At 33.6% G+C, this 26,770-nt stretch carries 34 protein-coding genes, 1 pseudogene and 1 riboswitch; of the genes and pseudogenes, 22 read left to right on the top strand and 13 right to left on the bottom strand.

Annotated features, from left to right (window positions below; all coding sequences use genetic code 11):
* Positions 1–63 precede the first annotated feature (63 nt).
* Complete coding sequence (locus AC1D0Y_RS23940; RefSeq protein WP_060745018.1) at positions 64–375, bottom strand: DMT family transporter; 312 nt, start codon at positions 373–375, stop codon at positions 64–66.
* Positions 375–713 carry a DMT family transporter gene (locus AC1D0Y_RS23935; RefSeq protein ID WP_028410021.1) on the bottom strand — a complete coding sequence of 113 codons (339 nt, stop codon included), beginning with the start codon at positions 711–713 and terminating at the stop codon, positions 375–377. Before AC1D0Y_RS23935 ends, AC1D0Y_RS23940 begins: the two co-directional genes overlap by 1 nt.
* 184 nt (positions 714–897) lie before the next feature.
* Here AC1D0Y_RS23935 and AC1D0Y_RS23930 point away from each other — a divergent pair, with 184 nt between their 5' ends.
* The 7 genes from AC1D0Y_RS23930 (at position 898) to AC1D0Y_RS23900 (ending at position 5,967) form a co-directional block, all read left to right on the top strand.
* Positions 898–1,785 (top strand): LysR family transcriptional regulator, encoded by an 888-nt coding sequence (locus AC1D0Y_RS23930; RefSeq protein ID WP_060745019.1) that lies wholly within the window; start codon positions 898–900, stop codon positions 1,783–1,785.
* A 129-nt stretch (positions 1,786–1,914) separates the two neighbouring features.
* Positions 1,915–2,391 carry a hypothetical protein gene (locus AC1D0Y_RS23925; protein ID WP_060745020.1) on the top strand — a complete coding sequence of 159 codons (477 nt, stop codon included), beginning with the start codon at positions 1,915–1,917 and terminating at the stop codon, positions 2,389–2,391.
* Between the two features lie 79 nt (positions 2,392–2,470).
* A complete protein-coding gene (locus tag AC1D0Y_RS23920) occupies positions 2,471–2,956 on the top strand; it encodes a hypothetical protein (RefSeq protein WP_060745021.1) in 486 nt (161 codons plus the stop codon).
* A 185-nt stretch (positions 2,957–3,141) separates the two neighbouring features.
* Positions 3,142–3,741, top strand: a complete 600-nt coding sequence (locus tag AC1D0Y_RS23915) for a hypothetical protein (protein WP_060745022.1) — start codon at positions 3,142–3,144, stop codon at positions 3,739–3,741.
* Between the two features lie 453 nt (positions 3,742–4,194).
* Complete coding sequence (locus AC1D0Y_RS23910; RefSeq protein ID WP_028410027.1) at positions 4,195–4,392, top strand: hypothetical protein; 198 nt, start codon at positions 4,195–4,197, stop codon at positions 4,390–4,392.
* A 363-nt stretch (positions 4,393–4,755) separates the two neighbouring features.
* Positions 4,756–5,382 (top strand): hypothetical protein, encoded by a 627-nt coding sequence (locus AC1D0Y_RS23905; RefSeq protein ID WP_060745024.1) that lies wholly within the window; start codon positions 4,756–4,758, stop codon positions 5,380–5,382.
* A 66-nt stretch (positions 5,383–5,448) separates the two neighbouring features.
* Positions 5,449–5,967 (top strand): hypothetical protein, encoded by a 519-nt coding sequence (locus AC1D0Y_RS23900; RefSeq protein WP_060745025.1) that lies wholly within the window; start codon positions 5,449–5,451, stop codon positions 5,965–5,967.
* Positions 5,968–6,048: 81 nt separating this feature from the next.
* On the opposite strand, the gene AC1D0Y_RS23895 is transcribed toward AC1D0Y_RS23900, so the two are convergent.
* Complete coding sequence (locus tag AC1D0Y_RS23895; protein ID WP_013056404.1) at positions 6,049–6,195, bottom strand: BH0509 family protein; 147 nt, start codon at positions 6,193–6,195, stop codon at positions 6,049–6,051.
* A 354-nt stretch (positions 6,196–6,549) separates the two neighbouring features.
* The gene (locus AC1D0Y_RS23890; protein ID WP_028410030.1) at positions 6,550–6,741 is read right to left on the bottom strand and encodes a hypothetical protein; all 192 of its coding nucleotides are present in this window, start codon (positions 6,739–6,741) and stop codon (positions 6,550–6,552) included.
* Between the two features lie 401 nt (positions 6,742–7,142).
* Here AC1D0Y_RS23890 and AC1D0Y_RS23885 point away from each other — a divergent pair, with 401 nt between their 5' ends.
* Positions 7,143–7,346, top strand: a complete 204-nt coding sequence (locus AC1D0Y_RS23885; RefSeq protein WP_013056405.1) for a cold-shock protein — start codon at positions 7,143–7,145, stop codon at positions 7,344–7,346.
* A gap of 282 nt (positions 7,347–7,628) precedes the next feature.
* On the opposite strand, the gene AC1D0Y_RS23880 is transcribed toward AC1D0Y_RS23885, so the two are convergent.
* Positions 7,629–7,832 (bottom strand): cold-shock protein, encoded by a 204-nt coding sequence (locus tag AC1D0Y_RS23880; protein ID WP_028410031.1) that lies wholly within the window; start codon positions 7,830–7,832, stop codon positions 7,629–7,631.
* Between the two features lie 284 nt (positions 7,833–8,116).
* Here AC1D0Y_RS23880 and cshA point away from each other — a divergent pair, with 284 nt between their 5' ends.
* Positions 8,117–9,517 (top strand): degradosome RNA helicase CshA, encoded by a 1,401-nt coding sequence (cshA, locus tag AC1D0Y_RS23875; protein ID WP_477707963.1) that lies wholly within the window; start codon positions 8,117–8,119, stop codon positions 9,515–9,517.
* A gap of 37 nt (positions 9,518–9,554) precedes the next feature.
* Positions 9,555–9,728 (top strand): hypothetical protein, encoded by a 174-nt coding sequence (locus AC1D0Y_RS23870; RefSeq protein ID WP_176524049.1) that lies wholly within the window; start codon positions 9,555–9,557, stop codon positions 9,726–9,728.
* Between the two features lie 84 nt (positions 9,729–9,812).
* On the opposite strand, the gene AC1D0Y_RS23865 is transcribed toward AC1D0Y_RS23870, so the two are convergent.
* Positions 9,813–10,013 carry a cold-shock protein gene (locus AC1D0Y_RS23865; protein WP_016766383.1) on the bottom strand — a complete coding sequence of 67 codons (201 nt, stop codon included), beginning with the start codon at positions 10,011–10,013 and terminating at the stop codon, positions 9,813–9,815.
* A 714-nt stretch (positions 10,014–10,727) separates the two neighbouring features.
* Positions 10,728–11,372, bottom strand: a complete 645-nt coding sequence (locus tag AC1D0Y_RS23860) for a hypothetical protein (protein ID WP_060745029.1) — start codon at positions 11,370–11,372, stop codon at positions 10,728–10,730.
* 455 nt (positions 11,373–11,827) lie between these two features.
* Between AC1D0Y_RS23860 and AC1D0Y_RS23855 the strand changes: the two genes are divergently transcribed.
* Positions 11,828–13,423 (top strand): acetolactate synthase large subunit, encoded by a 1,596-nt coding sequence (locus AC1D0Y_RS23855; RefSeq protein ID WP_060745030.1) that lies wholly within the window; start codon positions 11,828–11,830, stop codon positions 13,421–13,423.
* Between the two features lie 60 nt (positions 13,424–13,483).
* On the opposite strand, the gene AC1D0Y_RS23850 is transcribed toward AC1D0Y_RS23855, so the two are convergent.
* Positions 13,484–14,044: a hypothetical protein gene (locus AC1D0Y_RS23850; protein WP_060745031.1), complete on the bottom strand. Its 561-nt coding sequence runs from the start codon at positions 14,042–14,044 to the stop codon at positions 13,484–13,486.
* Between the two features lie 334 nt (positions 14,045–14,378).
* A complete protein-coding gene (locus tag AC1D0Y_RS23845) occupies positions 14,379–15,809 on the bottom strand; it encodes a PQQ-dependent sugar dehydrogenase (protein WP_060745032.1) in 1,431 nt (476 codons plus the stop codon).
* Positions 15,810–16,124: 315 nt separating this feature from the next.
* Here AC1D0Y_RS23845 and AC1D0Y_RS23840 point away from each other — a divergent pair, with 315 nt between their 5' ends.
* From AC1D0Y_RS23840 to AC1D0Y_RS23830, 3 genes are all read left to right on the top strand, one after another.
* Complete coding sequence (locus AC1D0Y_RS23840; protein WP_060745033.1) at positions 16,125–16,499, top strand: cupredoxin domain-containing protein; 375 nt, start codon at positions 16,125–16,127, stop codon at positions 16,497–16,499.
* Positions 16,500–16,751: 252 nt separating this feature from the next.
* Positions 16,752–16,940 (top strand): hypothetical protein, encoded by a 189-nt coding sequence (locus AC1D0Y_RS23835; RefSeq protein ID WP_060745034.1) that lies wholly within the window; start codon positions 16,752–16,754, stop codon positions 16,938–16,940.
* 458 nt (positions 16,941–17,398) lie between these two features.
* Positions 17,399–17,716 (top strand): DUF3243 domain-containing protein, encoded by a 318-nt coding sequence (locus AC1D0Y_RS23830; protein ID WP_060745035.1) that lies wholly within the window; start codon positions 17,399–17,401, stop codon positions 17,714–17,716.
* Positions 17,717–17,964: 248 nt separating this feature from the next.
* Here AC1D0Y_RS23830 and AC1D0Y_RS23825 read toward each other — a convergent pair whose 3' ends face one another.
* On the bottom strand, positions 17,965–18,135 hold the full coding sequence (locus AC1D0Y_RS23825) for a hypothetical protein (RefSeq protein ID WP_201026574.1): 171 nt from the start codon (positions 18,133–18,135) through the stop codon (positions 17,965–17,967).
* A 124-nt stretch (positions 18,136–18,259) separates the two neighbouring features.
* A complete protein-coding gene (locus tag AC1D0Y_RS23820) occupies positions 18,260–18,439 on the bottom strand; it encodes an H-type small acid-soluble spore protein (RefSeq protein ID WP_060745036.1) in 180 nt (59 codons plus the stop codon).
* Positions 18,440–18,844: 405 nt separating this feature from the next.
* On the opposite strand from AC1D0Y_RS23820, the gene AC1D0Y_RS23815 reads away from it, so the two are divergent.
* The 3 genes from AC1D0Y_RS23815 to dapA all read left to right on the top strand — a co-directional run bounded on the left by AC1D0Y_RS23815 (position 18,845) and on the right by dapA (position 20,903).
* Complete coding sequence (locus AC1D0Y_RS23815) at positions 18,845–19,132, top strand: hypothetical protein (protein WP_060745037.1); 288 nt, start codon at positions 18,845–18,847, stop codon at positions 19,130–19,132.
* A gap of 61 nt (positions 19,133–19,193) precedes the next feature.
* On the top strand, positions 19,194–19,451 hold the full coding sequence (locus AC1D0Y_RS23810; RefSeq protein WP_028410040.1) for a hypothetical protein: 258 nt from the start codon (positions 19,194–19,196) through the stop codon (positions 19,449–19,451).
* 258 nt (positions 19,452–19,709) lie between these two features.
* Positions 19,710–19,888: riboswitch (Lysine riboswitch) on the top strand.
* A gap of 127 nt (positions 19,889–20,015) precedes the next feature.
* Positions 20,016–20,903: a 4-hydroxy-tetrahydrodipicolinate synthase gene (gene dapA, locus AC1D0Y_RS23805; protein ID WP_477707962.1), complete on the top strand. Its 888-nt coding sequence runs from the start codon at positions 20,016–20,018 to the stop codon at positions 20,901–20,903.
* A 260-nt stretch (positions 20,904–21,163) separates the two neighbouring features.
* Here the strand turns inward: dapA and AC1D0Y_RS23800 are convergent, their stop codons facing one another.
* A complete protein-coding gene (locus tag AC1D0Y_RS23800) occupies positions 21,164–22,009 on the bottom strand; it encodes a DMT family transporter (RefSeq protein WP_060745039.1) in 846 nt (281 codons plus the stop codon).
* A gap of 368 nt (positions 22,010–22,377) precedes the next feature.
* On the opposite strand from AC1D0Y_RS23800, the gene AC1D0Y_RS23795 reads away from it, so the two are divergent.
* Entirely contained in the window at positions 22,378–22,803 is a 426-nt protein-coding gene (locus tag AC1D0Y_RS23795; RefSeq protein WP_060745040.1) for a CBS domain-containing protein, read from the top strand.
* Between the two features lie 190 nt (positions 22,804–22,993).
* On the opposite strand, the pseudogene AC1D0Y_RS23790 reads toward AC1D0Y_RS23795, so the two are convergent.
* A pseudogene (locus tag AC1D0Y_RS23790) lies at positions 22,994–23,224 on the bottom strand (YetF domain-containing protein); the annotation flags it as partial.
* A gap of 648 nt (positions 23,225–23,872) precedes the next feature.
* Here AC1D0Y_RS23790 and AC1D0Y_RS23785 point away from each other — a divergent pair.
* From AC1D0Y_RS23785 to AC1D0Y_RS23770, 4 genes are all read left to right on the top strand, one after another.
* Entirely contained in the window at positions 23,873–24,568 is a 696-nt protein-coding gene (locus tag AC1D0Y_RS23785) for a Na-translocating system protein MpsC family protein (protein ID WP_014460656.1), read from the top strand.
* A 177-nt stretch (positions 24,569–24,745) separates the two neighbouring features.
* Complete coding sequence (locus tag AC1D0Y_RS23780) at positions 24,746–24,961, top strand: hypothetical protein (protein ID WP_060745041.1); 216 nt, start codon at positions 24,746–24,748, stop codon at positions 24,959–24,961.
* 139 nt (positions 24,962–25,100) lie between these two features.
* Complete coding sequence (locus AC1D0Y_RS23775) at positions 25,101–25,790, top strand: Na-translocating system protein MpsC family protein (protein WP_028410055.1); 690 nt, start codon at positions 25,101–25,103, stop codon at positions 25,788–25,790.
* A 117-nt stretch (positions 25,791–25,907) separates the two neighbouring features.
* The gene (locus tag AC1D0Y_RS23770; protein ID WP_230932362.1) at positions 25,908–26,339 is read left to right on the top strand and encodes an ATP-binding protein; all 432 of its coding nucleotides are present in this window, start codon (positions 25,908–25,910) and stop codon (positions 26,337–26,339) included.
* Positions 26,340–26,770: the final 431 nt, after the last annotated feature.

Below are 26,770 nucleotides of genomic sequence, written 5' to 3'. Positions count from 1 at the left end.
TTAACTCCTTCTATGGTGCCCTTACTTGTAAGTTAAGTAAGGGCCTTATTTATCTTATTTTTATTAGAAAGCTTTCAGTATAATAACACCTGTAATAATAAGAGTAACCGAGATAATCTTTCTTTTGTTTTTTGATTCCTTAAATATATAAATACCTAACAGCGTTGTACTAACAATCGTCAGCCCTGCCCATATAGCAAAAACGACGCCCATTTCAAAATAGTGTGTCGTTAGAGAAATAAAATAAATACAAGCAATGAAGAGTAGAAATGCCCCTATTGTGGGAACAGTTTGTCTAAAACCTTTGGATAGTTTTACGCACATTTGCCCTCCAATGCCTAAAATTAAGCCAACCGTTAAAAATACGTATCCCATTACGCTGTCATCCTTTCTTTAGAGCTCTCTTTAATGTTAAGAGAAACTGCACCAATTATAATAAGAGAAACACCTAAAATTTTAGATAAGGAAATAGTTTCATCAAAAAAGATGATACCTGTGACCACAACAAGTACGGTTGCTCCTCCAGCATACAAAGCACTTGCTACTCCTACTTCACCTTTGGCGTTGAGTAGCATATAAGCAGCAATTGAAGAACAATAAAATAGTATGGCAAAAACAGTAGGAACAAAGTTTGTGAATCCATTTGTAAGATTAAGAAAAAATACTGCGATTACCTCCAAAATGATGGCAAGAAACAATAGTAAATAAAACAATCAGTTTTCCTCCTTTCAGTCACCTCATTTTAAGAACTTTACGTAATTTCTACTAAATAGTTGCAGTAGCACTCGGATGTCATTATTTTATCTAGAGCTTGATATCTTGTAAAATAATGATAAATGATTGTAGATATCACTATTATTAATACCTAAATGAATGTAAGTGGAAAGGAGGATGTTTATGGAAGTAGAAGATATACGCATATTTATGGCTGTAGCAGAATACGGCAGTGTAAGCCTTGCCGCTGATAAGCTAGGTTATGTACAACCAAATGTAACAGCACGCATTCGTTCTCTTGAACGAAAAATTGGACACCCATTGTTTCATCGTCACAGACGCGGAATGACATTAAATGTAGAAGGTCGAAAACTTTTAACGTATGGAGAACAAATGATGCGGCTGATGGATGAAATACAGAAAGCATTTCAAGATGAGCGTAACCTTGTTGGATCATTATGTATTGGGTTAGTTGAAACAGTAGTAGGGTTTCCTGAAATCATTTCTTCCTATCATAATAAGCACAAAAATGTGGATATTTCTCTAGTATCAGGAGTAAGTACACAATTAATAGAGAAAGTTCTTAAGTTCCAGTTAGACGGGGCATTTGTAGCAGAACCAGTAAATGTGTCAACGCTTGATCAAATTCTGGCTTTTGATGAAGAAATTGTACTTGTATGCAGTGCAAATGAAAAAGGTAAGAAGCAGATTCAGTCTGCCAAAGAGTTACTGCACTTACCATTGATTTTATTTAATGAAGGCTGCCAATATAGAGAAAGACTACAGCAGTGGTTACAAGACGAACAAATAGTATCACCAAAAATCATGGAATTTGCTACACTTGAAACGATTATGGGGACAGTAGTTTCTGGTCTTGGTGTGACACTTATAGCCCGGTCATTAGCGGAAAGATATGAGAGGGAAGGATTAGTACAACTCTTTTCAATACCCGAGCCTTACAGAAACCTCAGAATTGTGTATGTTCGTCGCTCCGACTCCTATCTAGGAGTAACTGAGCGTGAATTTATAAAGACAATCAGTGAAGTAAGAGAAGGGAAAAAGCAGAAATAAACAGACTGTTTTTTCATAAAGAGGTTTTTTATTTACCCTATGTATAAAGGCACCAAGTGTTAACTAGAAAGGTAAAAGTGAGCTTTTTATATGGCATAAATCAAAAATGCTTTTAAAGGAGCAAGCACAGTGAAAATAGAGGACAGAAAATTTGCAGAACGAGTACTGAAGCACTTACTTATTGGCAGTCAAATAGACGGCGTAAAATTTGGGATTAATAGTTCTACAGCTCTATTGTATTTTACTAATTATAATAGAAAAGATGATGATGATTTTGTTTTAAGCATCGAAACAAATTGGACTGTATATCCCGAAGCCTGTGATACATACCCATCATCAGAGGATGAAGTGCCCTTTAATACAGAAGAGCAACATTTTAAGCATCTTTGGGATATTAGGAGACAAAAAGTAGTAAACGTTCAGCTAGATACTGTATCGCCTCATCTTATCATTTCTCTAGAATCGGGGAGAGTTCTATTTGTGAATGGCTACGATCCTAACTACGAATGCTGGCAATTAGGAGACCCTTTTGGAGGAGTTGATTGGCTTTTAGTTGCAACTCCGGGTGGTGACATAGCTATTTGGTGTCCTAGTGAGTTTGAATGAGCGTTATGTTAACTATTTTTGTATATAGTGTACAAAAAAATCATTTAGGAAAATGGTAAAACATATGGAGGAAACATGCATGAATACTATCTTAGAGAGCTTTTATGATTTAAAGGAAATAGTAAGTTCTTTTAATAATCTCCATGAGAAGTACAATTGGTTGTTGAGTGATTTAGATGGATCTTTTCCAGAAAAGTACCTTAATTACTTTACTGACTGCAGAATTTACAACAATGGAATAAACGGCAATACGTACTGGATTACAGGTGAAAAGCTCACGGAGCTTGCTAATAAAGAGGACATCTATTTTATATGGGGAGTTTTTTCTGCCTTTGATAAGAAAGAAACTATAAATTTAGATATGCTTAAAGAAGAGCCTTATGCTGATGGTAATCCGGATTTTTGGAGTGAAACACCAACAATTCAGCACCCTAAAGCAATTATAGAATTAGTTTTTTGGGACTCATCTTTAATTTTACTTCTGAGCAAGGACGAAGAAATATCTAGAAATCTTAGAAACAAGTTTACAAAATGGAAAGATTTAGACAAGTATAATAATAAATAGCTTCATGACGTACATGTACTATTGAGGATTAACTAACGTATGAAATTTAATTATTGTTTAAAAGGACATGGTTGGGGCGATATGCTTGTTGAAATTGATTTTTAAAAATTTCACTTTAAAGATGTTCTTGGAAAGCTATTACGTAGTCCCGTCTCCTTGTTAATAGAAGTAGGAGGGAAAAGTTGATGATTGATAATAGGCTACGAAAGATAAAGAAACATGAAATCGATGATTCTTTATCTGAACTTACGGATACGGAAGTTTTATTAAATTTTCAGCGTGCCATTACCAGCTTATATCCCCACCTAATACGCATACATGCTCATGCTTATGAATCATGGGATGATATTGTCATCCCTTTATTTTATGAAATGGTTTATAAAACTTTTTCGTTTAAATATGGTGTTGAGATTATGGCAGATGAAGCACACCCTTTTTTGTTTACTTTAAGGTGCTACAAAGGCATTCATCATATCCAATGCCTTCCCAAAGCGTCATCGTTTCAAGGGATATTGAATAATGAGAAATTTGGCGTTAGTAAAGAGAACTTGGAAGGGAAAAAGCTTATTTTTAAGTCTTTTGGCGATAGTATTAATCGTTTAACAATGGGTCTAGATAGTGAGGATGCTCATGCTGTTCATTTTAATCTGGTTGAGGTAGATGTAGTATGTGCTCAGTCTAATAAATGTATTGATATTGAAGGGTGTACTACATTTTTTATTCATAAAGACGATGTAGAATTTGAATTTGTCGCTGAGACTTTTAACCAGAAGTTGCAAAAGTAAAAAGGAATGCAACAAACCTATGATGTGGTGCATTCCTTTTTTGTACTTTCATTCTTTCCATATCTGTTCCAAATAATATTTAGTACAATCAAAACTAAAAATATGGATAAAGTGTAATACCCTGGCCAACTTTTATCTCTCCAAATCAGATTGAAGACTGTACTGGATAATATTAGTATAGTTAGAACCCAAAAATAATTCCCTTTTAACTGTCTCATTAATAACTCCTTCAAAGTAGTACTCAACATTACTTACTTATTTATCCATAATAACATACTTTAATTAGCTATTTATTTGTAAACTAGAAATGCTTTGTATAACTCTTATAACATTTGTCTTCTAAAAACCATACACTTTTACGGACGTATTCGGTAGACTAATAGGAAAAAAATAGAAAAAACTTATTGGAAATAGTTTTGTATACGAAATTATTTAAAGAAAGGAGATTTCTTATTGTCTAAATATATAGGTATTTTCTTTTTGAACCTTTTTATAGGGATTATACTATATTTCGTATTAGCTTCTCTTTTAATGAATGGTGATAATGCAGCAGAGGAGGCCATTAATACCTTTGGATTTACCCTCATTGTATTTCTTTCATTTTTAATTGCACAAATGTATTACTTAATACATTTAGTAAAGAAAAAATAATAGGTATTGATGATGGTCTCATCGGAATTACAAAATAAACTAAAAACACTTATTGATACAATATGTTTCCTAGTTCCGTTTTTATAAACTGACTAAGAAAATATTTGATAACAAGGATCCTTTAGCAGAAGGTTAGTCTAAACCTCCATGTTCATACTTTTTCTCTATTTCTATTTCGGTAAACTTAACTCATTTGCTTGAAGAGTATTTATACGACTTAAAGCCTGTACAATTACATACTAAATATAAATAAAACATAATAACAATTGAAAGCGATACAATTGCGTTATACAAAGGTTTAAGCTTCACAAATTTACCACAACCACAAGGCTTGGGTCATTGAAGACAGGGGAGAATAGAATAATGAAAAAATTAATTGGTGTAACTATTATGGCTGTTTCGTTGTTAATAGGCGGAGCCTGTTCAAACCAAGGAAGCTCAGATGTAGAAAAAAATAAAAAAGTGTCAAAAGAATATCAACAAGATAATCAGAAAAAACCTTTTAAAATTACTAACGTTAAAGTAAAAGTAGTTAATGACAAAGGTTTGGTAGGATCTACAATAATAGAAGAGAACGGAAAAGAGAAAGAAATTGTCCCTCTTGCTCTTTACTACGATATGAAAATTAAGCACTACAGTGATAAAAACCTTATTGATTTTGATAAAGACGATTTAGATTTTAAAATTTTACCTGATAAAGAGCTAATAAAGGCCTCTAAGGATGCTGTAGGAGTTAATATTTTTGATGACGAGAAAGGTCTTGATGGATTAGGAAGGGGATCAGGATATGGAGATTTTAATAGAAATAGAACTGCTAAAATAAATGTAAGTTATGACTTAGGGTTCACCACTAAATCCGTAGGGCTGCCAGTGGCTCCTAATAAAGAAAAAATAAGAATGCTTAAAGAAAATGCTTTAAAAGGTGTTTTAATAGTCATCAAAAATAAAAAAGAAATAGGTCGCTATAACCTTAATGCCATAAACAATTAATACATTCTATTTCTTTATTTAGCTACTTACCAAGAAAGCTTTAGCTGCAAATAAAAGGAGAAAAGCATGAGAGAAGCAACTAAATCAAAATTAGACAAATTGGTGGGCTTGAATTTAAGATACGCAGGGAGAGCCTCAAATTTGTTTTGGCTAGGATTTGGAGAAAAAATTTTAGTAACCAGAAGGGAGAAAAAAGAGGAAGTAGCTGAATACGCTTTACATATTCAATGTTCTTGGCGTATTGCCAAAGGTTATAAAATTGTAGTAGGGTCACGGGATTTCTATTCTCCAAGAACAGGGTTGAAGAGTGAAAATGAGCATTTTGAATGGGATATCCAAGGAAATAATCGATTTGATGAACGAATTGAATCTTTTATAAAAGATATAAACGAATACACGATTGTAGAAAGAGTTGAATCGGACGAAGTAGGAGGGCTAAAGATCTTTTTATCTCAAGGTTATTTATTAGAGGTATTTCCGGATACGTCAGAAGACGATGAATATAGTGAGTTCTGGAGACTTTTCAACCGGAAGGAAGACAGCCCTCACTTTGTTGTCACAGGAAATGGGACTAAAAACCAGTAGTCGAATAATTAAAGAAACGAAAAAAGCACAAACCCGTTGGAACCAAACGTTTTTGTGCTTTTTTCTTATTTTATAATTGAGTTACATATAATCATAAGCGGAATCATCAAAATAGAGCCAGTGATAATATTCAACCTGCGGATCTGTCATCTTCGAAACTTCTTCTTCATTGAATTTTTGATACTCAACTAATTTCTGCACTTTAGAATTTCTTTCCACTTGGCTCATTTTAAATCCTCCTTATAGTTTGAGAAGTAACAATGTATTTAAATATAGAAAGCGTTTTCTTTTTCTTGTTTTTATTATATATCTCAATATGAGATTAAAACAATATCAATTATAGATGATTTTTCAAAAAACAATATAGAAATGGTATTATGGCGTCGGATTGGGACAACAAGGCTTCTGCAATCGAAATTAAATAATGGGTGATTCCCAATGGCAAGGCTAAAAATTTTTTGTTAGTATTGTTGCTTAATCCCTAAAAAACATTATGATAACTAGCTCTATAAATTAGAAATAAAGCTAGCTTAACACAGCTAGCTTTATATTTTTTATGCTGTTTTCCAGAGCTGTACATTTTCAACTGTCGTTCACTTTGTTGTAAAAGCTCTTTAACATTTTCATCATGTTACGCCCTGAAGTTCTTGACATTTGATTATTATCTTCATCATCATGAGTACTCAGGTACCAGCTTCCTTTGTTATCTTCATTTAATCTATATACCTTATTCGTTCTACTGTCTGTATAAAAGTTTCCATCCTTCAGTCTCACACAATCCCCCCTCTACCAAGTGTCTATCCTGTATTATGCCCAAGATATCAATTTTATGAAAAATTTCATATACCTAAAAACAGCAGGTTTCTTAATGCGCTTATTATTTTGTAAGTAATCTACAGAGGTGCAAAAATGGTGAAAGTCCATTGAATTTACGTACTGGTAGTAAACCTTAAATTAGTTCTTAATAAGATACATATATTTTCATCTTGGGATTTTATCTATTTTTCTGTATTTGCTATCTTCCGTTCTGTGTGTTACGCTTAGGTTAATTATTTTTGTTCGGTGTAGGATTGAGAGAAGAGAAATCTCTTCCACAGAAATTTTCATCTTAAGATAGTATGGTTGGACAAGGGTAGTAATACAAGTGTGGAGATTCCACACCAGGAGGCAATATTATGGAACAAGGTACAGTAAAATGGTTTAATGCAGACAAAGGCTTCGGTTTTATTGAAATTGAAGGCGGGGACGATGTATTCGTACATTTCAGCTCTATTCAAGGTGAAGGCTTTAAATCATTAGAAGAAGGTCAAAAAGTAACGTTTGACATCGAACAAGGCCAACGTGGAGCACAAGCTGCTAACGTTCATAAAGTAGCATAATTAAAATGAGTAAAAAAGACTCCACCTAGGAGTCTTTTTTTTACTTTTGATTTCAGTAGCTCGCAAAAGATATATTATATCTTATTTTAAAATCTCGTTACAATAGAAAAACCAGCGTTTTAAGGCTGATTTTTGGATAATACGAAGGTACAAGGTATGGACTAATTAACCATACACTAGAAATACAAAGCAAATATGGCATGTTTGTTTGGTAAGAAGTTTACTTTCAGTTAAAGAAGTGCCGTAAGTTTTTTATAGATTTTTACAACAGACGGATATAAATTATTTTTGATGGGGATTAGGAGACGCACCTAAAAGCCGTTCTCCTGTTCTCATTTTATGGCCACATAAAGGACACTTTTGGTGTTTTTGATAAGAGAAATTTTTTCTCATCCAACCATTACATTCTTCTGATTCACATTCCCAAATCTCTATTTGTTCTTTAGGTAAGGGCTCTTGATTTTTCTTCCTATGGTTATAATACATAACTACATCATCCCTCCTCCTAAATAGTATACCTTTTAAAAAAGAAATAGTGAGAACCATATCTTTCTAAATTAAACCACACTTTATAGACCCTATAAAAATTTATAAATACACGTAAGCGCGGATAAAATAAGGCATGAATTCGCCTTGTATAGATACGCTAAAATAAGATGTTCGTGAATAATAACTCTGATTTCCAATACGCAGAAATGAATAAATAATATCTCTCGTTAAAGATTACTTTTTTCATTTCTGAATTTAAGTAAGAGAAGGAGCACAAAAAAATGAAAAAATTTTCTGATTTTAATTTAAGCAAGGCCATTGAAAAGGCAGTTCATAACTTGGGTTTTGAAGAGGCTACGCCGATTCAGGCTGAATCCATTCCGATAGCTATGACGGGTAAAGATCTAATTGGACAAGCTCAAACCGGTACTGGAAAGACAACAGCTTTTGGCATTCCTCTTATAGAGCGGGTTGAGCTTGGTGAAGAAGGGATTCAGGGAATAGTCTTAGCACCGACACGTGAACTGGCTATACAAGTAGCAGAGGAGTTAAACCGAATTGGACAGATAAAAGGAGTTAAAACGCTGCCCATTTATGGAGGTCAGGATATTAATCGTCAGATCAAAGCCCTTAAAAACAGACCGCATATTATCTCGGCAACCCCAGGGCGCCTTAAGGACCATATGAAGCGAAGAACCATTCGTTTAAATCATATTCGTACAGCTGTTCTGGATGAAGCAGATGAGATGTTAAATATGGGCTTTATTGAAGATATCCAAACGATTCTTGGCGGCATCTCTTCTCCCCATCAAACCTTACTATTTTCAGCAACCATGTCGAAGCAAGTACAAAGTCTAGCCCAGAAATTTATGAACGATCCTGAACTCGTAAAAGTAAAAGCAAAGGAGTTAACGGTAAAGAACATTGAGCAGCAATATATGGAAATTCCAGAGAATCGAAAATTTGATGTTCTTTGTAATCTCGTAGACCTTCAATCACCAGACCTTGCTATTGTGTTTGGACGCACAAAAAAACGTGTGGATGAACTTGCTGAAGGGCTAAAAAAGCGTGGGTATGCAGCAGAAGGCATTCATGGAGATCTTACGCAATCCAAACGTGCCGATGTAATTCGTCAATTCAAGAATCATACGATTGAAATTATGGTTGCAACCGACGTTGCAGCAAGAGGACTTGATATTACAGGTGTTAGCCATGTCTACAATTTTGATATTCCTCAGGACCCTGAAAGCTATGTTCATCGTATTGGCCGAACAGGGCGGGCAGGTACTAAGGGATTGGCAGTTACCTTTATAACTCCAAGAGAACGTAATCACTTAAAAGTAATCGAAGATGTCACGAAAACCAAAATGTCTAGACAATCACCTCCTACTTCTAGTGAGGTAATGGCAGGGCATCAGGAAGCAATCATTCACCAGGTTTTGGCCGCTATCGACAAGGGGGAGTTTGTGGAATACAAGCCAATGGCGGAAAAGTTATTAGAAGAAGTGGATTCTGTTTCTTTACTGTCAGCCACTTTAAAGCTCTTAACAAAAGAATCAAATATGACCTCTGTCCAATTGACTGAAGTGGCACCACTTCGTAATAAAAAGGCAAAAACAGAACGTAAGAGAAATAGAGGGAGAAAAGAAACAGTAGGCCGTAAAAAAACATATAGAAAATAATCTCTGATTATTTTTGATGCGAGAAAGGATAATGGCTATGAGTGAGAAAATATTTAGTAATGGAGAAGTAGTAGCGATAAGAGTATCGAATGAATTAGTGACAATCTTAAAAAGTCATTATGTAAAAAACATGAAAAGATACTCTTATACAGTCGACAAATACCCAAGTACCTTTTTCTTTGAAGAAGAGTTAAAAAAACACGAACTATAATTATTGATGAATAAGTGTTGATATAAAAATCTTTTTAAGTAAAAACAGACTCTGAAAATAGAGTCTGTTTTTTAGTATGGTTTCTTATGCTTTATTTACGTTTGTCGCTTGTGGTCCACGTTGTCCCTCTTCGATATCAAAAGTCACTTCTTGCCCTTCATCCAAGGATTTAAAGCCTTCACCTTGAATAGCTGAGAAGTGAACAAATACATCTTCTCCACCTTCGCGCTCAATAAATCCAAAACCTTTGTCAGCATTAAACCATTTCACTTTACCGTGTTCCATTTTTTGTTGCCTCCTAAAATGTAGAAAATAAACCAGATTATCATTAAATCTAGCTTATTTATATATTATCCCAATGGAGACATCTTAAACTTAAATTAATTTGATCTTTTTAACTTTCTTTATCATCACTCATTCCATTAAAATGTAACAAGTGTATGACTATAACATCATAGTGAGGTTCTCGTGCAAAAACTTCAAATAAACATGGAAATGATAGAAGTCGAGTATTAGCCACTGTTTACACAATCATTAAGGGTATTGAATTCATAAATATGAACCTAAATTAGATGCGAGAGCATAATGGGAGCCGTCTGTCCAAAAGAAAGGGAAGTTCACTCAAAAAACTTTTGAATAGTGGCGTAAAAATACATTCGATTAGATAGAAATCTATATACCTTTTTCATATAAATACAACCTTCGCACTAGAATCCGTAAACTTGTTTCCACATAAAAAATGACGCCGTTTTAGGCGCCATTTTTTATAGAATAGAGAAGGACACACCCTATGCACGGGCGGTACTCTTAACACATCGTCTTGATTTGATAATACCCAGTGTTTAAATTTAATAAACCTTTGGTTATGATGCTTTATGCAAAATATCTACGTGTACCTTTTTAGTGAACCTAAGGTTTCTTAGAGTCATCGAGCAAAAGAGCCCTTACAGATGCAGTGTTTTATGAAGAAATTTCAAATAATACTGGATATTATCAAAATTATTTATTAAATTTCTTTGGAAACTGCTTCACAACTCCCGCAGATATAGTATCTGCCATTAAGATAATATGTGATACTCCTTCATCAATTGCAACGATTCTTGCCTCCCAATCTTTTTCTAAGCTTGCAGATAAATCATTTGTCACTAATTTTAGATGCATATACAGTAATTTTTTCAAGTCTTCATTTTTTAAGTAAGGGTTGGCCTGGCTAAGGAACGCTGCTATATCATCAGCATTTCTATACCATTCTTTGTTTAATTGATTCACTAAGAAGTTCTTTCCCGCTTTAGCTGCATCTACAATCTTGCCAGCAATCACAATATGTTCCTTAAGCAAATCCGTAAGTCTATTCCCAGCTTTCTCTCCGTATATCGGCTTAACAGCATTCCCGATATCTTCTTGATTTTTTAATAATCTTGTCAACACCTGTTTTTGGTCTTCTGACCCTGCTGTTGTTGCACTTGTAATATAATTGCTTGTCCACAGTACATGATCCATCCAAAGTCTTCTGAATTCATTTTCAAACTTTACCTGAGATTGACTAACACGATGTTCTTGTGTTTCAGCACGAGCACTACTTGGTTCAACCAGCATATTTAGTGAGAATAACAACATAAATCCTACCATTAATAATCTTTTCATAAAAACGCTCCCTTCAATTTAAACGAGTATGCGCCTTATTATTCGTATATGGGATTTTTTACATTCCTCAAAATGTTACATTCTAATAGAAAGTTTTATAGGGTATCTCCACACTTTCAATCAGCCAACACAGAGGAAGGGTTACAGAAGATACCTTTCTGTAAGGTTATAGTAGAGAAAATAAAGCCTTTTTTTGTTCACTAACAAAGAAAATGTCATTAAGGTCTAATTTCATTTCGATTTTTTTGACTCATTCAATTATTTATACATTCTCTAAAAAATATATTTAACATAAGAACCTAATGGCAACACTATAAACAATAGTTAGTGAATAGGATTTTCTTGCATACGTTTGGGATTTTTGCGAGTTGAAATTAAAAAATGTGATAAAGATTAATGAGCTGTTCCTTTCACATAAGCTTGTCAGAATACTATCTAGAGAGAGGTCGAACAATATGAAAGTGACGGATACACTTGTTCAATGTTTAGAAAATGAGGGAGTTGAATATATTTTCGGAATACCCGGTAAAGAGACCTTGGATTTTATTGATTCCTTATCCAACTCTAAACAGATTCAATTCGTGAATGTGAGGCATGAGCAAGGAGCTGCTTTTATGGCAGATGTATACGGAAGGTTAACAAACAAAGTAGGGGTATGTTTATCAACATTAGGACCTGGAGCTACTAATTTATTGACAGGTATATCTAGTGCAAAGCTAGACCACTCTCCTGTTGTAGCATTAACGGGACAGGCTGCTTTGGGGAGACAACATAAAGAATCACATCAATATATGGACATTATTAAAATGGTAGAACCGACAACGAAGTGGCGTGTTCAAATAAAAGATTCACAAACGCTTTCTGAGATTATTCGAAAAGCATTTAAAGTTGCACAAATGGAAAAGCCAGGACCCGTAGTAGTAGAATTGCCAGAAGACTTAGCAGCTCAAATCGTTCCCATTAAACCTATTTCACCTACATCTATGCCCGTAAGTATACCTATAATGGAGTTAATTCAGGCTGCTAATACTCTTATTAAGCAGTATGAGAGACCTTTTGTTATTATCGGTAACGGCGTTGTTAGACAGCAAGCTGTGGATGAGCTTCACCAATTTATTGAACGCCTTCAATCACCGGTTACCCATAGTTATATGGCTAAAGGTGTGTTATCTAAAGATCATCCGAAAAATTTCTTTACGTTTGGATTTAATGAAAAAGATGAAGTGCTCCCAGGCTTAAAGGAAGCTGACCTACTTATTGTAATGGGATTTGATTTTGTCGAGAAATTACCTAAAGAATGGAACACAGAAAAAACACCCATTTTACATATAGATACTTTACCGGCAGAAATAGATGAATATTATCCTGTAGAAGTGGAATTGGTTGGAGATATAAAGCAGACTTTACGCGTATTCAATCAGCTGGATATCCCTTCTAAACCGTGGATGCCCTCTGGCAATCTTCAGAAACAAATTAAGCAATCCTATCATATTGAAAAGAAAGAGATAGATACTAATTTACTGCCTTTGACAATTGAGAATATCTTGCATAGTATTGACAAGCTCTCTTCAGAGGAAACAATTGTGATTTCAGATGTAGGGGCTCATAAAGTATCTATAGCCCGAACTTATCAGCCCAAAAACGCTAACAAGTTCATTATATCAAATGGTTTAGCTTCCATGGGTATTGCTTTACCAGGCTCAATTGGAGCTAAACTGGCTTGCCCTAATAATCCAGTTATTTGTATTACTGGAGATGGAGGAGCTTTAATGAATTTTGCAGAAATAGAGACGGCAAAGCGCTTAGGGCTTTCATTCATCATTATTGTTTTAAACGACTCTACATTAAAAATAGAGCAGGAAATGATGAACAAAAAGTTTGGTAAGAGCTATGGAGTAACTTTTACAAATCCAGATTTTGTTCAATTGGCAACTAGCTTTGGAATTAAAGGAGAACGGGCAAATAGTTTAGTTGAATTTGAAAATATAATGAAAAGAGTCTTAAAAAATTCAGATGAGATTGTCCTAATTGACGTTCTTCTAAAAAGCTGATTGGGATTTCTCCATTATTTTGACGAGTTATCTCTGTTAAGGGATTAATTTGTAGATTCACTAGGAAATAAATGTTTTTAATTTTTTAAAATAAGCTAAGCTGAGTTCAACCCAAATCCAACTATAAAGGAAAGTAAATATAAAAATTAAACCAGTAGTAGAAAAAGAAAAATTTCTGGAAATCACGGGACCTAGTACGGGGAATTTGAAACCGTACAATAAGGTAATAATCCCAACAGTTAATAGAGTGGCACCACTTACAACAATGTATAATCTCTTTTTAAAAAAGTAAAAAGAAGCTCCTATGCCCATTCCCAACATTCCTGTTGTAAAAGGAAAAATAATAAGTTCACTTGGCTGGATAATCAGAAGAAGCAGATTTGTTAGTATATAGGTAATAAATCCTAGAGGGAGCGAAAGTGTAAAACAAAAAAGAATGGGTGCAGTAGAGAAGGGACTAATAAAAATTCCTATTCCCGGTAAGAAACCTCCTGCTGATTGAAAAAGGGCTGCTAAGCTGGCGAAAAGAGCGCCTGATACAAGCTGCTTAGTTTTAGATAGTCTATGAAAAAAAAGCTGCGCAGATTTTACTTCATTTGAAAGAGACTTTAAAAAGTACATGAATTTCACCTCCGTTAACTGTTTTTACATTATTTTAGATCATTGTCTGATATATCAACTCTTACATGGAATATATGAAGAAATTAAGAGAGAGGACTAATAAGTCGCATTTACTTTTACAGGAATAGGTTATATCCGTTAAGATAAATTTCTTTATCTTTCTAAAGGTATGTACTGTAGCCCATAAAATGAATTTTTTATGGGCTTTATTGATTAAAGGCTTTTTTATTTTCTAGAAAGTTCATTTGTTCATTCTTATAAAATAGCTGGTGGAAAAATTAAGCTATGATTTTTGGAAGAAAATCGATATCCAGTCGAATTTTATAAATATAAATCATGGAACAATTTCAAAAACAGTACCTTGATTAAAGTCAGACACTTTCATAGAGCCATACACTCCTAAATAAAGCCTGGTTTGACCCAGGTTCGTTCCCAAACTAACGTAGTAAGCTGCTTGAGAACCAAAATTATAGTCAATCTCCACAACACTAAAATCATTTAACTTACAATCTGTACCTGCTCTGGTATAAGCTAAAACTCCTCTAACTGGGGATTGAGATTCTTTAAACTGTGCAATATCCGTAAACATAACGCTTCCTGTTAAGCTAGGGATTTTATTCCCCATATATGGCTGAACTCCTGTAAGGGAGGTCCCTCCAAATTTATTGGGGCGGGGATCTTTGTGAAAATAACTTGTTAAAGGCTGAAGACGTCTCACTGAAGTTTTTACCGCTTCATTGTAATAAGCAATTATTTTCTCATCCAAGGCCGGATTTTCAGAACACCTTTTTATAAACGAAGTCGGAAAATCTCCTTCCCATCCCCGCCAGCCAAGGTTAATAAATCCTTCTTGGCTGGGTTTAGCTCTCATTAAAGAAGCTTGAACAAGTTGAGGAACAGGTATTGGCTTATAATGAACAAATGAAAAAATCGACTCTACTACATCTTGTCCAACATTTCCCACATATTTGATGTACTGATTATAAAATTTTTGAAATGAAATACCCGTTATATTGCGAACACCCTTAGCAATGAGCGTAAGAGTTTCCTGAATAGGTGAGGGGAGTTCACTAAAACGTGTGACTACGGGTGGATTATGGATAAATGTATTCTTACCTACATCAATTTCAATTATTTTCCCGTAAATTTCTATATCATTCTGACTTAAGTTAAAGGGGTCATAGCCTGATCCACCATCTCCGGTTGTAAAGATAAGTTTTCCAGTTTCAGGTGAAAAGTTTAAGCTGTTGACACCATTATGATTAAAAAATGGTCTTCTTAAGTTAAGTAACGTCCGTCTTTTTTGAGGCTGAGCATTTGGTTGGAAAACCCATTCTTCCACTGTATCAATATGATCATATTTAGTTTCTCTATTTATCCACCTTAAGTTTGAAGTTTTAGGATCACACGGGTTAGGTCTATAATGTTCGGAAAGTGCACCTGGGCCTTGTGTTCCAGCTACTGAGTAATGAAGATAAAACAGACCGTTATAATAAAATTCTGGATGAAACGCTAGCCCTAGCAATCCTCGTTCATCATATCCTCCGCGGGAAACACCTGGTTCAGACGTACCTAATTTTATGATTCGTGAGCGAATATCTAAAAAAGTCTGTATAGCTTCGTCTCTTATGTAAAAGATCTCTCCTACTTGGGTTGCAATAAATAAGCTTTCAAATGAGTTACCAGGAAGTATAGCTGTTTTCAAAATGGTAGGTAAATTTATTTTACTAACAATAGGCCGTAAACTAACCTTAGCTTTTATCAACTAACTTGACACTCCTTTTTATTGTTTTCTTTTATAAGAATATGATTGTAACTGTTCTATTAGTATCAATAATATTCTATAAAGTTAGACAATTTAAGGGAGAGACCTAATCGAGAAGCTTCTTTCATAAAACTTACCCATTCCTGGGTACGTCTGCTATTTTCTTCTTTTAGCACTCACGATTCTCTCAACGTTCATAACTATTTGTGCTTTCTATAAATAGAAATAAAGGAAAAACAATGATTAATTCAAAAAAATAGTGATATTATTTTATGAATTGGAAAAGAATATGGCTTATGAAAGGAGTGAATGTAAATGTCTGTGAAAAACTGGTTAATGGGATTAGTCGTTTTGTTTGCGATGGTTATGGTTGTGACAACTCCAGGTTCACTCAGCGTTTTGGCCGAATCAGACATGGTAAGACAACAAGCCATGGAGGTTCAGTTGAATGATGATTACTTTAATCCAGAAACCATCACTATCCCGAGTGGAAAAACGACAACATTGATATTAAAAAATGAAGGTCAGAAAGAGCATACCTTCACAGTAGAAAAGCTCGGAATTGACGCTGAAGTCCAGCCGGGAAAAGAAAAAACCATCACCGTAAAACCACAAAATCCTGGTACATATAAACTGATATGTAGGTATCATTTTAATAGTGGAATGGTGGGGGAAGTGATAGTCAAATAACAAGCAGGGCCAATCGGTCTCTGCTTTTTGAAGTGAATATAACCTACTTTCTTAATTAACATAATGGATTTTAAAGGTATAAATAAATCGTTCACAATCTCAAAAAAGTAATAAATATTTATTTCAAATATATACTAAATGAAGAAAAAGCACAGGAAAGTATAGGATAAAAACAGCATTTATATCCAGGGTGTTAAAAAATGTATCCTTAATGAGCAATGAGCATTGTTTAATTAAAAGGAGGAATTTTATATGGGCGATAATCAACCAAATAATTTAGAACAGGTATCAGAGAATAATACAGATGAAATCAAATTAGGTGATCTTGAGAAAGAGTTTGTAACAAAGCCCGCTAAGTCTTCTGATCCTTATCCGCATAAATATTATACTGGAGACATTTCTATGGTTTCTAATGCTATGCCACGAAACGAGAAAGAATAAAAGTTTCTTATATATTAATATATAAGAGAAACTTTAGACCATTTAAGCTTAAGCTCTGTATTTTTTCAGAACCAAAATACATCTCATAAAAAAACAGTTATGTTTCATTTATTATTTTAAATTCGAAGTAATCGCTTTCATTTTTTGCTTTCTTGAAATCATTTGATAGGTTATAATAAATATCTACAAAAATATTAAATGATATGTAAGTAACAAGCAATTACACCCTTAATATGAAAAAAAAAAAGAAAAACTCCCTTAACGCACTAGGGGAGTTTTTCTTTTTTTAAATATCCAATATCTTCTATTTAAACTCATCAAAAAAGAGGTATTCACTATGTTGAAGCCCATTAACTCTTCTACTTAATATATGAGTAGGCTACGAAATGCTTATATACCTGTAAATCGGGGATTTACCATATAAGAACATTAATACTTAATTGGAAGGAGAATGAAAAATGAATGATAATACTGAAACTGTTGAAAATAAAGTAGAGGATAAACTAAATGAAATGAGTCAAGGGAAGAAAGACAACATCCTTTCTAGTTTTAACGAATTTAAAAGTTACTTAGGAGATAAAGTCACAAAAGGTGAGAAACTAGGGTTAAATGATAATCAATTAGCTCTAGCAGCTAAAAAAATAGCTGATTATCTCGCAACACATGAGGAGCCCAAAAATGAAGAGCAATACTTGTTACATGAGTTATGGAAAGTTGGAAATGAGGAAGAACAACATCATCTTGCTCATATGCTTGTTAAATTAGTTAAAGACTAATCTAAATCCCTAATAAATTGTTACTTGCCATTATTTATTAAGGATTCAAGCGTATTCAATTAACGTAGCAAAGAGCCACTTGCGTAAAACAATTGGCTCTTTATATTCGTTATGTGTTAGGTAATATCTTTGCAGAAGTAAGAATAAGCCGAGATTGAAATATGGTATCTGCAACCCCTTTTATTGACAACTTATTAAGAATGTATAACTAAAGAAAAGAAATAAAGATCGGTTATTTTCTTCTCTCTTTATTCATTTTCTTTAGAATCTTCCTGGTAATGTTCATTTAAGTATGGGTTCTCCGTCGTAGCAAAATTAACAGATTGAAGGCTAGTTTCAGGATCCATTCCATAATAGCCTTTTAGTTCCGTATTTTCTAGCTCGCCACTTCTGAATTGTGGTTCTTTTTTCTCTTTCATGCTGCACCTCTTTTTTCTTATAAATAAAGCTTAGAGAAATATGGTATCAGTTATTCGGTTCTATTTGGAGATGGAACAAAAGAATGTAAAAATTCTATATTATTCCTTTATTATTTTTTATTTTTTATTTTTCTTCTAAATCAAGGACTGGAACCATACGGTTTTCATCATGTGTTCCTCTCGCATGAACGATAGCCATACTTGATGTTTCATCTACACTTTTAATCCAAATAGGAACTCCGTGGTAATGCACATCAATTTCCTTGGGTGAAGAAAGAATTTGCTTAGCTCGATTTATTTCCATATTATCACCTCATTTTTTAGTATGTCCCTGCAATGCATCAATTAAAAGATAAAGCTATATTTCCCCAACAATAATTTGACTACATGCTACAACTCATTCCCTCAAAAATTAATCTATCCTTTAACCTTGAAAAAATCGAACATCAATGGGTTTGCTTAACCTCATTTTATTCTTTAATTCGAATACGTATAAATACGAAAAATAAGCACATACTGTACCTAATCTGATTCCTCCTTTTGCTGACAAATCGTTTCTCCTTTAATATGTTAAGTTTACAAAAAACATCTGTCTTCACAGGTGTTTTTTATTTTGAGAAAATATATTAATTTGTATACAAACTAAGTTTTATTTTACTTCTAGTAGGGGAATAAAATAGTAAATTAAATTGGAGAGGATGAGGGGTTTATGATAGAGATGGAGGTAAAGAACCTTCAAAGGTCAGAAGCTAAATTTAGAAAGGCTGAATCAGAATGCTTAAATAAGGCAATCGAAGAGTATTTCGTGCGTCGTACATACCATAATGCACCAGTAGCTGATGCACTTCAATATATACTAACGATTGATAATAACAGGGAACGTTTAGAAAGTGCCGTTGAACTTTTTGGAGATAATATCAAAGACGTAAATAACCAAGATATTATAAACTATTTAAACCAATGTAGATGTTATAAGGAAATAAGAGATATAGTCTAAATTTGATGCTACCTTATGAAAAAATTTATTGTTCATAAATAACCAAAAGGGGATTGGAGATATGAACTATAAACAAAAGGATTATTATATTAGCGCAAAAGAAAATGAATATTATAAAGTACTAAATGTAGTCGATTATATGTTAGAGGAAGCAAAAAGCAACAATAAATATCCTATATGGGGTGAAAAGCTAAGAACTGAGTTAAAAGAAAGTGCTGGCAACAATCTTACTCCATGGCATTTTAATACAATAATATCCGTACTTTTAGATTACGTACCTGATGAAGTAAAGAATAAACCTAATGCTAAGTCACTCTAAGCGGGTGGCTTTTTATGATGTGCATAATATGTAAGTTAAAACATGTGGTGAATAGCAAGATGAAAGGTGAAATAGTAATATGAGTGATACTGAGATTGTGGCTTTGAGTCAATAATCCGGAGGCATTCTCTCAAAAATAAGTGTAAGGACTTAATTACATGTTTTCCATAAAATTACACTTAAATGAATCTTGCGTGAAAGGAAATTTACTGTTATATTAAATTCAATTAAATATTTTCTTATTTCAATATTTTTTGAAGTGAGGATAGAGGCGCAAAGATCATAAGTATACAATTTGAGGAGAATGAGATCCAATGACAATTGTGGAAAGGGGTATTTGCCGAAGCTGAAAGAATCTCATGTTCTTGAAGCTGGTTCTGCTGTTGAATAAATACAGAACTGTCATATGGGAAACTGTATGGAGGGCTATCTTACGCACGGAAACTATTTTTGATAAATATTGTTTCTACTGCAGCAACGAATCCCTCGTTGCTGCTTTTTTGCGTTTTTTATGAATGGCCCTAACCCCTCTAATTTTTAAAAATTTATAAAGGGTGTGTAGTTATGAATTTTGGCCAAGTATTAACAGCAATGGTTACCCCGTTTGATCAGAATGGCGAAATTGATTTTAACGCGACGAAAACGTTAGTTGAGCATTTAATTACAAATGGCACAGATAGCTTAGTTGTAGCTGGTACAACTGGAGAGTCTCCAACATTAACCACAGAAGAAAAAATTAAATTATTCCAATGTGTGGTAGAAGCTGCTGCGGGAAGAGTCCACGTCATCGCTGGAACTGGCTCAAACAACACGCAAGCTTCGATTAGCTTAACAAAACTTGCAGAGGAAACAGGAGTCGATGGTATTATGCTCGTTGCTCCATACTATAATAAGCCGTCTCAAGAAGGCTTGTACCAGCACTTTAAAACGATTGCCCAGTCAACCTCTTTACCAGTTATGCTTTACAATATCCCAGGGCGAAGCGTAGTTAACATTTCTGTTGAAACAATTGTTCGTCTATCAGAGATTCCTAATGTTGTATCAATTAAGGAAGCAAGTGGCACCTTGGATGCCATGGCAGAGATTATTAGCAAAACACCTAGCGACTTTACACTATACAGCGGCGATGATGGGTTAACAATACCAGTATTAGCAATTGGCGGGGCAGGAGTTATTTCAGTTGCTTCCCACATCATTGGCAATGATATGCAAGAAATGATTAATGCCTTCAAAAATGGCGATGTCAAAAAAGCTGCTGCTACACATCGCAATCTGCTTCCAATTATGAGAGCATTATTTATTGCGCCAAGTCCTTCACCAGTAAAAGCTGCATTAAATCTAAGTGGAATACAAGTTGGCGGTGTTCGTTTGCCAATGGTTCCTTTAAGCAATAAAGAGCAAAGTGTGCTAGAAGAAGTTCTGCAAACTAGTGGCATTAACGTTACCTGTTGAAATAAATAAAAACAGATTAGAAGAGAGAGCATAGCTAAAACGACCGATTCAATCGATGCATTAAGGCAAGATTGGTGCCCAAAGCTCAAGATGGATGAATCATTATTTAGCTAACTCCTAAAAATAGAAAAACTCCCTTAACGCATTGGGGGAGTTTTTCTATTTTTTATGTATGTATACTATATACATCTTCAGTTGCCATACAGAGGGAGACCTATTTCACTATATGTTTGTTCTTCTGTTGGTATTGGTCCAAAAACTTATATCTTAGTCAATACGATTCCGCATAAAGTAAGAATAATTCCTATCAATTGATATTTTCTAAGTCTTTCTTTAAAGATAATTAAGCTCCCAATTAAAACAACAATACAATTTAAACTAATGATTGGATAAACCACACTTGATGGACCTTCCTTTAGGGCGAATAAATAACAGCTGTAACCAATCGTACTTAATATACCAACTAGTATACCTATCTTTATTTCAATTTTATGTGCAGTTAATTTTTTAAATTCTTTCCGAGCTAATGAACTTAAATAGACAGCTCCTCCACCATACATTGAAACAAGCATTTCACCCATGCTAAAGTGCTGATACGTGCTGAATTTCATAATAACACCAACTGTGCCGATAGATAGAAGAGCTAAACAGCAGCTCAAAATCCATAATTTATACTCTATGTGTGCCGTTTTGTTTGGTTGATACTGAATAATACAAGCTGCCAATATAATAATGATGATACCAATCCAATTTGTTAAAGGAATGGATTGAGGAAATAATAAAGATGTAGCTATAACAACAATGACTGTATTCATCGCAATAATGGTAGATGTAATACTCGCAGGTCCTTTCTCAAAGGCTTTCGACATTTGGATATTGCCATTGGCATTTAATATACCGATTAGTGCCCCCGTTAAAATAGGTAAAATGTGAAATTCAAAACTTCCTTTAATAAGAGTAAATAATAATAGGATAAAAAAAGAAATCCAATAAAAGAAAAGTTGAATACACACTTTAGATAAATGTTGAAGAGCGCCCCATTTAAATAAAGTATTATTTACTCCGAAGCATACAGCTGTCCCTAAAGCAGATATAAACCATAACATAGTGTGTAATTCCTTCCTAGTAGTTTTTATACTACTAAATTATACAATTTATATAATAGTTTTAATATTTCAATTTAATGAAAAATAACTTTGAATAACTCTTTTGTAAAAGTATAAAGATGAGAAGAGGAGAAGTATAAATTTATTACGAACCAACGGGTTGTGCTCTTTTATTAAAACCTCGTTTCCTATCATTCTTACATCTTTTTACTGTCCAATAAAATGCGATGAATTTTTCAAATCCATTCACCATTTTCTTCTCATTAAAACCTAAAGCTTTGTATCCTAAAACTCAAATGGACGTTTTAGAAGATGAGGTGCGGGAATCAAGTGAAGTAAGACAATGATTAAATAAAGGAGGAGTTGCTATGAATATAACAGAAGTGATGACTTCTAATATTGAGACAGGTAACCTTAAAAGTTCATGTGGTGAGGTAGCTAATATGATGAAGAATGTAGATGTAGGAGTTATTCCAATTTGTGAAAATGATAAGCTAATAGGCCTAATAACTGATCGTGATTTAGTCGTCAAGGGATTAGCTAATAATTTTAATACGAATACACAAATATCTGAAATGATTACCACTGATGTCATTACCGGTACAAAATACATGTCTGTAGAGCAGGCTTCAGATCTCATGTCTCAGCATCAAATACGCAGACTTCCTATTGTAGAAGATGGAAAACTCATTGGAATGATTTCTCTGGGAGATTTAGCGGTAAGTAATACTTCAAATAAAGAAACAGGAAAAGTTCTTGAGAATATTTCAGCTCCTGCTGAGCTTAATAAATAAAAAAAAGCCCTTTTTATACTTCATCTTATAGATAAGAGCAAGCTAATAAAAATTAGCTTGCTCTTAGTTTATACATAGCAACACATGGCTATTACAGCTTTTAAAGATCTTGTATTCAATAGCTCCAGCAGTTTATGGCTTTCTATAGAATTAGTGAAGTTTAAACCCATTTTCGTCCTAGATTTTTTTATCATTCATTTTTTATATCCACAAAAAGTTGCCCGTTTAAAAAACTACAATATAAAATACGTTTCACGTCTTTGTATCCTCTTTGTTTCAATTCGTTGAAAAGCCAAGAAGAATCTTTATTTATTAGATTTAAATGCTTTTCTTGAATGATCCCATCAATAACAAGGGGAAGTAAAAATACAGATCCTGATTTATCTTTGCTTTCTGATTTTTGAAATACAGATAATGTACCCGAAGGCTCTAGTTATTTTATGATTTTCTTCAGGAATTTTTCACTAGATTAGATGATTTTAAGAGCTGATTTATACTCAAGAAAAAGCACGTGATTAGCAGAGAAAATTAATATATTACATTTTTCGTTACCGAAAGCCCTTTTTTCTAAAATCTGAACAAAAAAGAATTCCTTGAAAATACAGGATTTAAGAAAAGCTACGGTTATGAATAAGTAAAGTAAGAAATAAGCAAGCAGCCGCAGCCAAGTGCTTTCTTAAGAAAGCTTTGGCTTTTTTGCACGTTTCCAAAGCTTAATTCTCTTTTACAAACAATTGTCCTCTCTCTAAAAATATATAGATTTCTACTAAGAAATTAAAAAATTTGTTATCTGTCCCGACTGAATAAAAAAATTCCATTCATTATCGTATAATAAATTTCTTTATTAAAAACAGCAATACGAATCTAATGAGTTCGTGTTTTCCGGTGACATTCAAAATACTTCCTAAGCAATAGAAAGAAGAGGTTTTGAACGTCTATAATTAGGTTAAACATATTGTAACAATTATTTTTTATTTATTCTGTATATTTAAATTATTCGTTCGTGATGGTACAATAAAATGATGGAAAGAGGATATGATGCTTCTTTCTTAATAAAGGATGAAGAAATATGGATATTAAAGCTCAGCAAACAAAGCTGGCGAATAATTTGGGCAAATTGTTACGAGATAACTTTGGAAAAGGTCCCGAGGCTGTTCATGTTACGATATATGAACCTTATGTTGTTATTTATGTCAGTGGCTTCGTATCACCTATGGAACAAGTACTGTTAAACCAAAATGAAGAACTTCAAGTGATGACTACAAGAGAGCTTTTGGTAAAGACTCTTGAACCTCAAATCACTGGGCAAATTAAAGGGATTACAGACCTTGACATTCAGCACTTATATTATGATTGGAATTTAGATCATCACTCCGGAATTTTTGTGGGAGTGTGTCTGGACGATTTGAAAGCCGATTTGACTGAGGGCGACCCTTACCCAGGAAAACAAGCAATTCATGATCGAATTATAAAGATGAGTGAGATTGCACAAAAAGGACCTGAAAAAATTTCTTCATATAAATTAAGCGATCGTACATTGGTCATCGTACGGGAGGGAATACTGGTGGCTATTGAAAAGCAGCTAATTTCGTTGGGTTTTGATGACACCTTACGCATCTCTAAACGTCCTTTGGAAAAAGGAATCTTACGGCAAAACGATGACTATGATGAGATATTAAATGCAGACATTCTTGATATTTTTGTAGATTGGGATTTTGAAAAGGATAATAGTATTATTACGCTTATCCTAAAACCAAAAAATTAATGAGGCAGTAATGAATTGGACACACTGTGCCAAACATAAGCCGAGGAAGCAAAGGACATACCTTTTCTTTTTCGGCTTATTTTTGTTGTCTAAAAAGAGTAAGTCCTTTTGTAACGGAATAATTCCCTAAAACAGCACCTAAAAATAGGATGTGCCAACAGAAAGGATTTGGTCGGGATGGCTGATAATCATGAGATTGTATTGTTTATAAAAGAGCTTCGTCGATTGTTGCAGGATTATCAAAAGTATGACAATGAATTATACAAAGAAGAAATTAGCAAGGATATAATCCTTTTAAGTACCATTATCTATGGAAGTAAAATTGGAATTTCAAATAAAAGAAGAATCTTGAAACACAGAAAATACAAAGGTAAACAGAAACCAATCTATTAAAGATATACTAGTATGCCTCGTTTACACTTTGTGAAAAGTTAATTCTTATTACCAAAAATGATCTTATGATGAAGAAGGATTTTTCATAAAACATCACGAATAGTATACCTTATGAAACTAGAAACTAGGTGCACCATCTATGGATAAAACGAAACTGGAAAAAGAATTAAGTAGCTATATGGGAAGGTTACTTCGTGAAAACTTTGGAAGAGGTCCTGGAGGTGTATTCACCGTCATTTCTCCTCCTTTTATAACCGTTTATTTTAAAGCCTTTTTATTACCTTTAGAAAAGGCTTTGTTAGACAAGGGACAAGTTATTTATGTTCAAAAAACACGTGATTTGTTAATGGAGACTTTAATTGAAGAGATAAAAGGATATATACAATTAAATATACATTTAGATATTGAAGAGTTTTATTATGATTGGAATTTAGAGCTGCAGTCTGGTACGTTTATTATGATCCATTCTGATAAAGAAAACATAGCTAATCATTCCTATAAAAATCAGAAATTGCTGCATAAAGAAGTTGAGGAAGTAACTCAAAAAGCAGAAAAATTCCCTCACGATGTTTCTTCTTATTTATTAGATCAGCGAACACTTCTTATAATCAGGGAAGGTATTATGGTAAGTATAGAGAAAGAATTAGTTCAATTAGGATTTGAAGAAAACCTTACATTGGCTAAAAGAAATCTCGAAAAAAGACTACTTCATGAACATAGTCAATCATTAGAAGTAATTTTAGATTCAAAGGTAACAGATATACTAGTCGCATGGGACTTTCATAAAGATAAAAGTACAATTCTTCTGATCTTAAACCCAACTTCATAACGGCACTGATAAGCTAGGCACTGAACTAGATGTAGGCCAAAAAGAAAGGTTATCTAACCTTTCTTTTTGGCCTATTGTTATTTTACTACTATTAAAATAAAGAAAGTGGTGATACTTATGTTATTTCAATCGGATGAAGGAAAGGAACCTTTAACTGTTGAGATACACACTGAAGTGGATATAGTAGAAGCACGTCAGAAAGGGCGAATGTTTTCTAACTGCTTAGGCTTCAGCACACTTGATCAAGCCCGAATTATTACGACTATTTCAGAATTATCCAGAAATATATATAAATATGCCACTACGGGAAAAATTATAATGGAAATAATAGAGAATCAACTTGAAATAGGACTAAAAATAATAGCTATAGATAAAGGACCAGGCATTAAAAATATTCAAAAAGCGATGGAAAGTGGTTATACAACGTCAGGGGGGTTAGGCGTTGGTTTATCAGGGGTAAAAAAATTAATGGACGAATTCACCATATCATCTCAAGAAGACCATGGCGTTAACATCGAGGTTATAAAATGGAAAAAAAGAAATAAATAAAAGAAACACAAGTTAAAATGGAAACGTTTATCTACAACAGTAGGTAAAGATTTGTATAGATTCATCAGTAGTTAGACTGAAAAATAGATTTTTATTAAGCCCTCTCAGGGTCAAAAAGTTTAAGAAAGAACTGACTTCCTCTTTACAAAAGGCTCCTTTATTGAATAGGAGATAGCTTCTAAAAATATCATCCCCTGATGATCCTACTCTAGGTCTAGGATACGGTTAAGATATTTCACATGCTTGAGTTGGTACCTCCAGCATGTGCTCCTCCTCTATTAACTCCTAGCAGTAGGACAAAAATTTTTCTTCGCAGTAATCACAAGAAGCTTAGAAACATGAGAAAAAGGTGTGGGAAATTATGAGAAATTGTATTTAATCGTTAAAATAATTGATCATAATCAAGTCTCAAAAACCATAGATTCTTGGAA

It is taken from the genome of Priestia sp. P1_B12_1 (genome assembly GCF_056406695.1).
The sequence above is the reverse complement of the archived record's forward strand: the minus strand, read 5'-3'. Positions and strand labels throughout refer to the sequence as shown.

Bases quoted from the DNA above. Each gene is read 5' to 3' on its own strand.
- AC1D0Y_RS23855 (WP_060745030.1), top strand. From the start codon at position 11,828: ATGAAAGTGACGGATACACTTGTTCAATGTTTAGAAAATGAGGGAGTT.
- AC1D0Y_RS23895 (WP_013056404.1), bottom strand. From the start codon at position 6,195: ATGAGCCAAGTGGAAAGAAATTCTAAAGTGCAGAAATTAGTTGAGTAT.
- AC1D0Y_RS23825 (WP_201026574.1), bottom strand. From the start codon at position 18,135: ATGAAAGAGAAAAAAGAACCACAATTCAGAAGTGGCGAGCTAGAAAAT.
- AC1D0Y_RS23905 (WP_060745024.1), top strand. From the start codon at position 4,756: ATGAAAAAATTAATTGGTGTAACTATTATGGCTGTTTCGTTGTTAATA.
- AC1D0Y_RS23770 (WP_230932362.1), top strand. From the start codon at position 25,908: ATGTTATTTCAATCGGATGAAGGAAAGGAACCTTTAACTGTTGAGATA.
- AC1D0Y_RS23865 (WP_016766383.1), bottom strand. From the start codon at position 10,013: ATGGAACACGGTAAAGTGAAATGGTTTAATGCTGACAAAGGTTTTGGA.
- AC1D0Y_RS23835 (WP_060745034.1), top strand. From the start codon at position 16,752: ATGGGCGATAATCAACCAAATAATTTAGAACAGGTATCAGAGAATAAT.
- AC1D0Y_RS23800 (WP_060745039.1), bottom strand. From the start codon at position 22,009: ATGTTATGGTTTATATCTGCTTTAGGGACAGCTGTATGCTTCGGAGTA.
- AC1D0Y_RS23780 (WP_060745041.1), top strand. From the start codon at position 24,746: ATGGCTGATAATCATGAGATTGTATTGTTTATAAAAGAGCTTCGTCGA.
- dapA (WP_477707962.1), top strand. From the start codon at position 20,016: ATGAATTTTGGCCAAGTATTAACAGCAATGGTTACCCCGTTTGATCAG.
- AC1D0Y_RS23785 (WP_014460656.1), top strand. From the start codon at position 23,873: ATGGATATTAAAGCTCAGCAAACAAAGCTGGCGAATAATTTGGGCAAA.
- AC1D0Y_RS23840 (WP_060745033.1), top strand. From the start codon at position 16,125: ATGTCTGTGAAAAACTGGTTAATGGGATTAGTCGTTTTGTTTGCGATG.
- AC1D0Y_RS23920 (WP_060745021.1), top strand. From the start codon at position 2,471: ATGAATACTATCTTAGAGAGCTTTTATGATTTAAAGGAAATAGTAAGT.
- AC1D0Y_RS23885 (WP_013056405.1), top strand. From the start codon at position 7,143: ATGGAACAAGGTACAGTAAAATGGTTTAATGCAGACAAAGGCTTCGGT.
- AC1D0Y_RS23810 (WP_028410040.1), top strand. From the start codon at position 19,194: ATGAACTATAAACAAAAGGATTATTATATTAGCGCAAAAGAAAATGAA.
- AC1D0Y_RS23940 (WP_060745018.1), bottom strand. From the start codon at position 375: ATGGGATACGTATTTTTAACGGTTGGCTTAATTTTAGGCATTGGAGGG.
- AC1D0Y_RS23795 (WP_060745040.1), top strand. From the start codon at position 22,378: ATGAATATAACAGAAGTGATGACTTCTAATATTGAGACAGGTAACCTT.
- AC1D0Y_RS23880 (WP_028410031.1), bottom strand. From the start codon at position 7,832: ATGTATTATAACCATAGGAAGAAAAATCAAGAGCCCTTACCTAAAGAA.
- cshA (WP_477707963.1), top strand. From the start codon at position 8,117: ATGAAAAAATTTTCTGATTTTAATTTAAGCAAGGCCATTGAAAAGGCA.
- AC1D0Y_RS23900 (WP_060745025.1), top strand. From the start codon at position 5,449: ATGAGAGAAGCAACTAAATCAAAATTAGACAAATTGGTGGGCTTGAAT.
- AC1D0Y_RS23820 (WP_060745036.1), bottom strand. From the start codon at position 18,439: ATGGAAATAAATCGAGCTAAGCAAATTCTTTCTTCACCCAAGGAAATT.
- AC1D0Y_RS23860 (WP_060745029.1), bottom strand. From the start codon at position 11,372: ATGAAAAGATTATTAATGGTAGGATTTATGTTGTTATTCTCACTAAAT.
- AC1D0Y_RS23775 (WP_028410055.1), top strand. From the start codon at position 25,101: ATGGATAAAACGAAACTGGAAAAAGAATTAAGTAGCTATATGGGAAGG.
- AC1D0Y_RS23815 (WP_060745037.1), top strand. From the start codon at position 18,845: ATGATAGAGATGGAGGTAAAGAACCTTCAAAGGTCAGAAGCTAAATTT.
- AC1D0Y_RS23870 (WP_176524049.1), top strand. From the start codon at position 9,555: ATGAGTGAGAAAATATTTAGTAATGGAGAAGTAGTAGCGATAAGAGTA.
- AC1D0Y_RS23930 (WP_060745019.1), top strand. From the start codon at position 898: ATGGAAGTAGAAGATATACGCATATTTATGGCTGTAGCAGAATACGGC.
- AC1D0Y_RS23830 (WP_060745035.1), top strand. From the start codon at position 17,399: ATGAATGATAATACTGAAACTGTTGAAAATAAAGTAGAGGATAAACTA.
- AC1D0Y_RS23850 (WP_060745031.1), bottom strand. From the start codon at position 14,044: ATGTACTTTTTAAAGTCTCTTTCAAATGAAGTAAAATCTGCGCAGCTT.
- AC1D0Y_RS23915 (WP_060745022.1), top strand. From the start codon at position 3,142: ATGATTGATAATAGGCTACGAAAGATAAAGAAACATGAAATCGATGAT.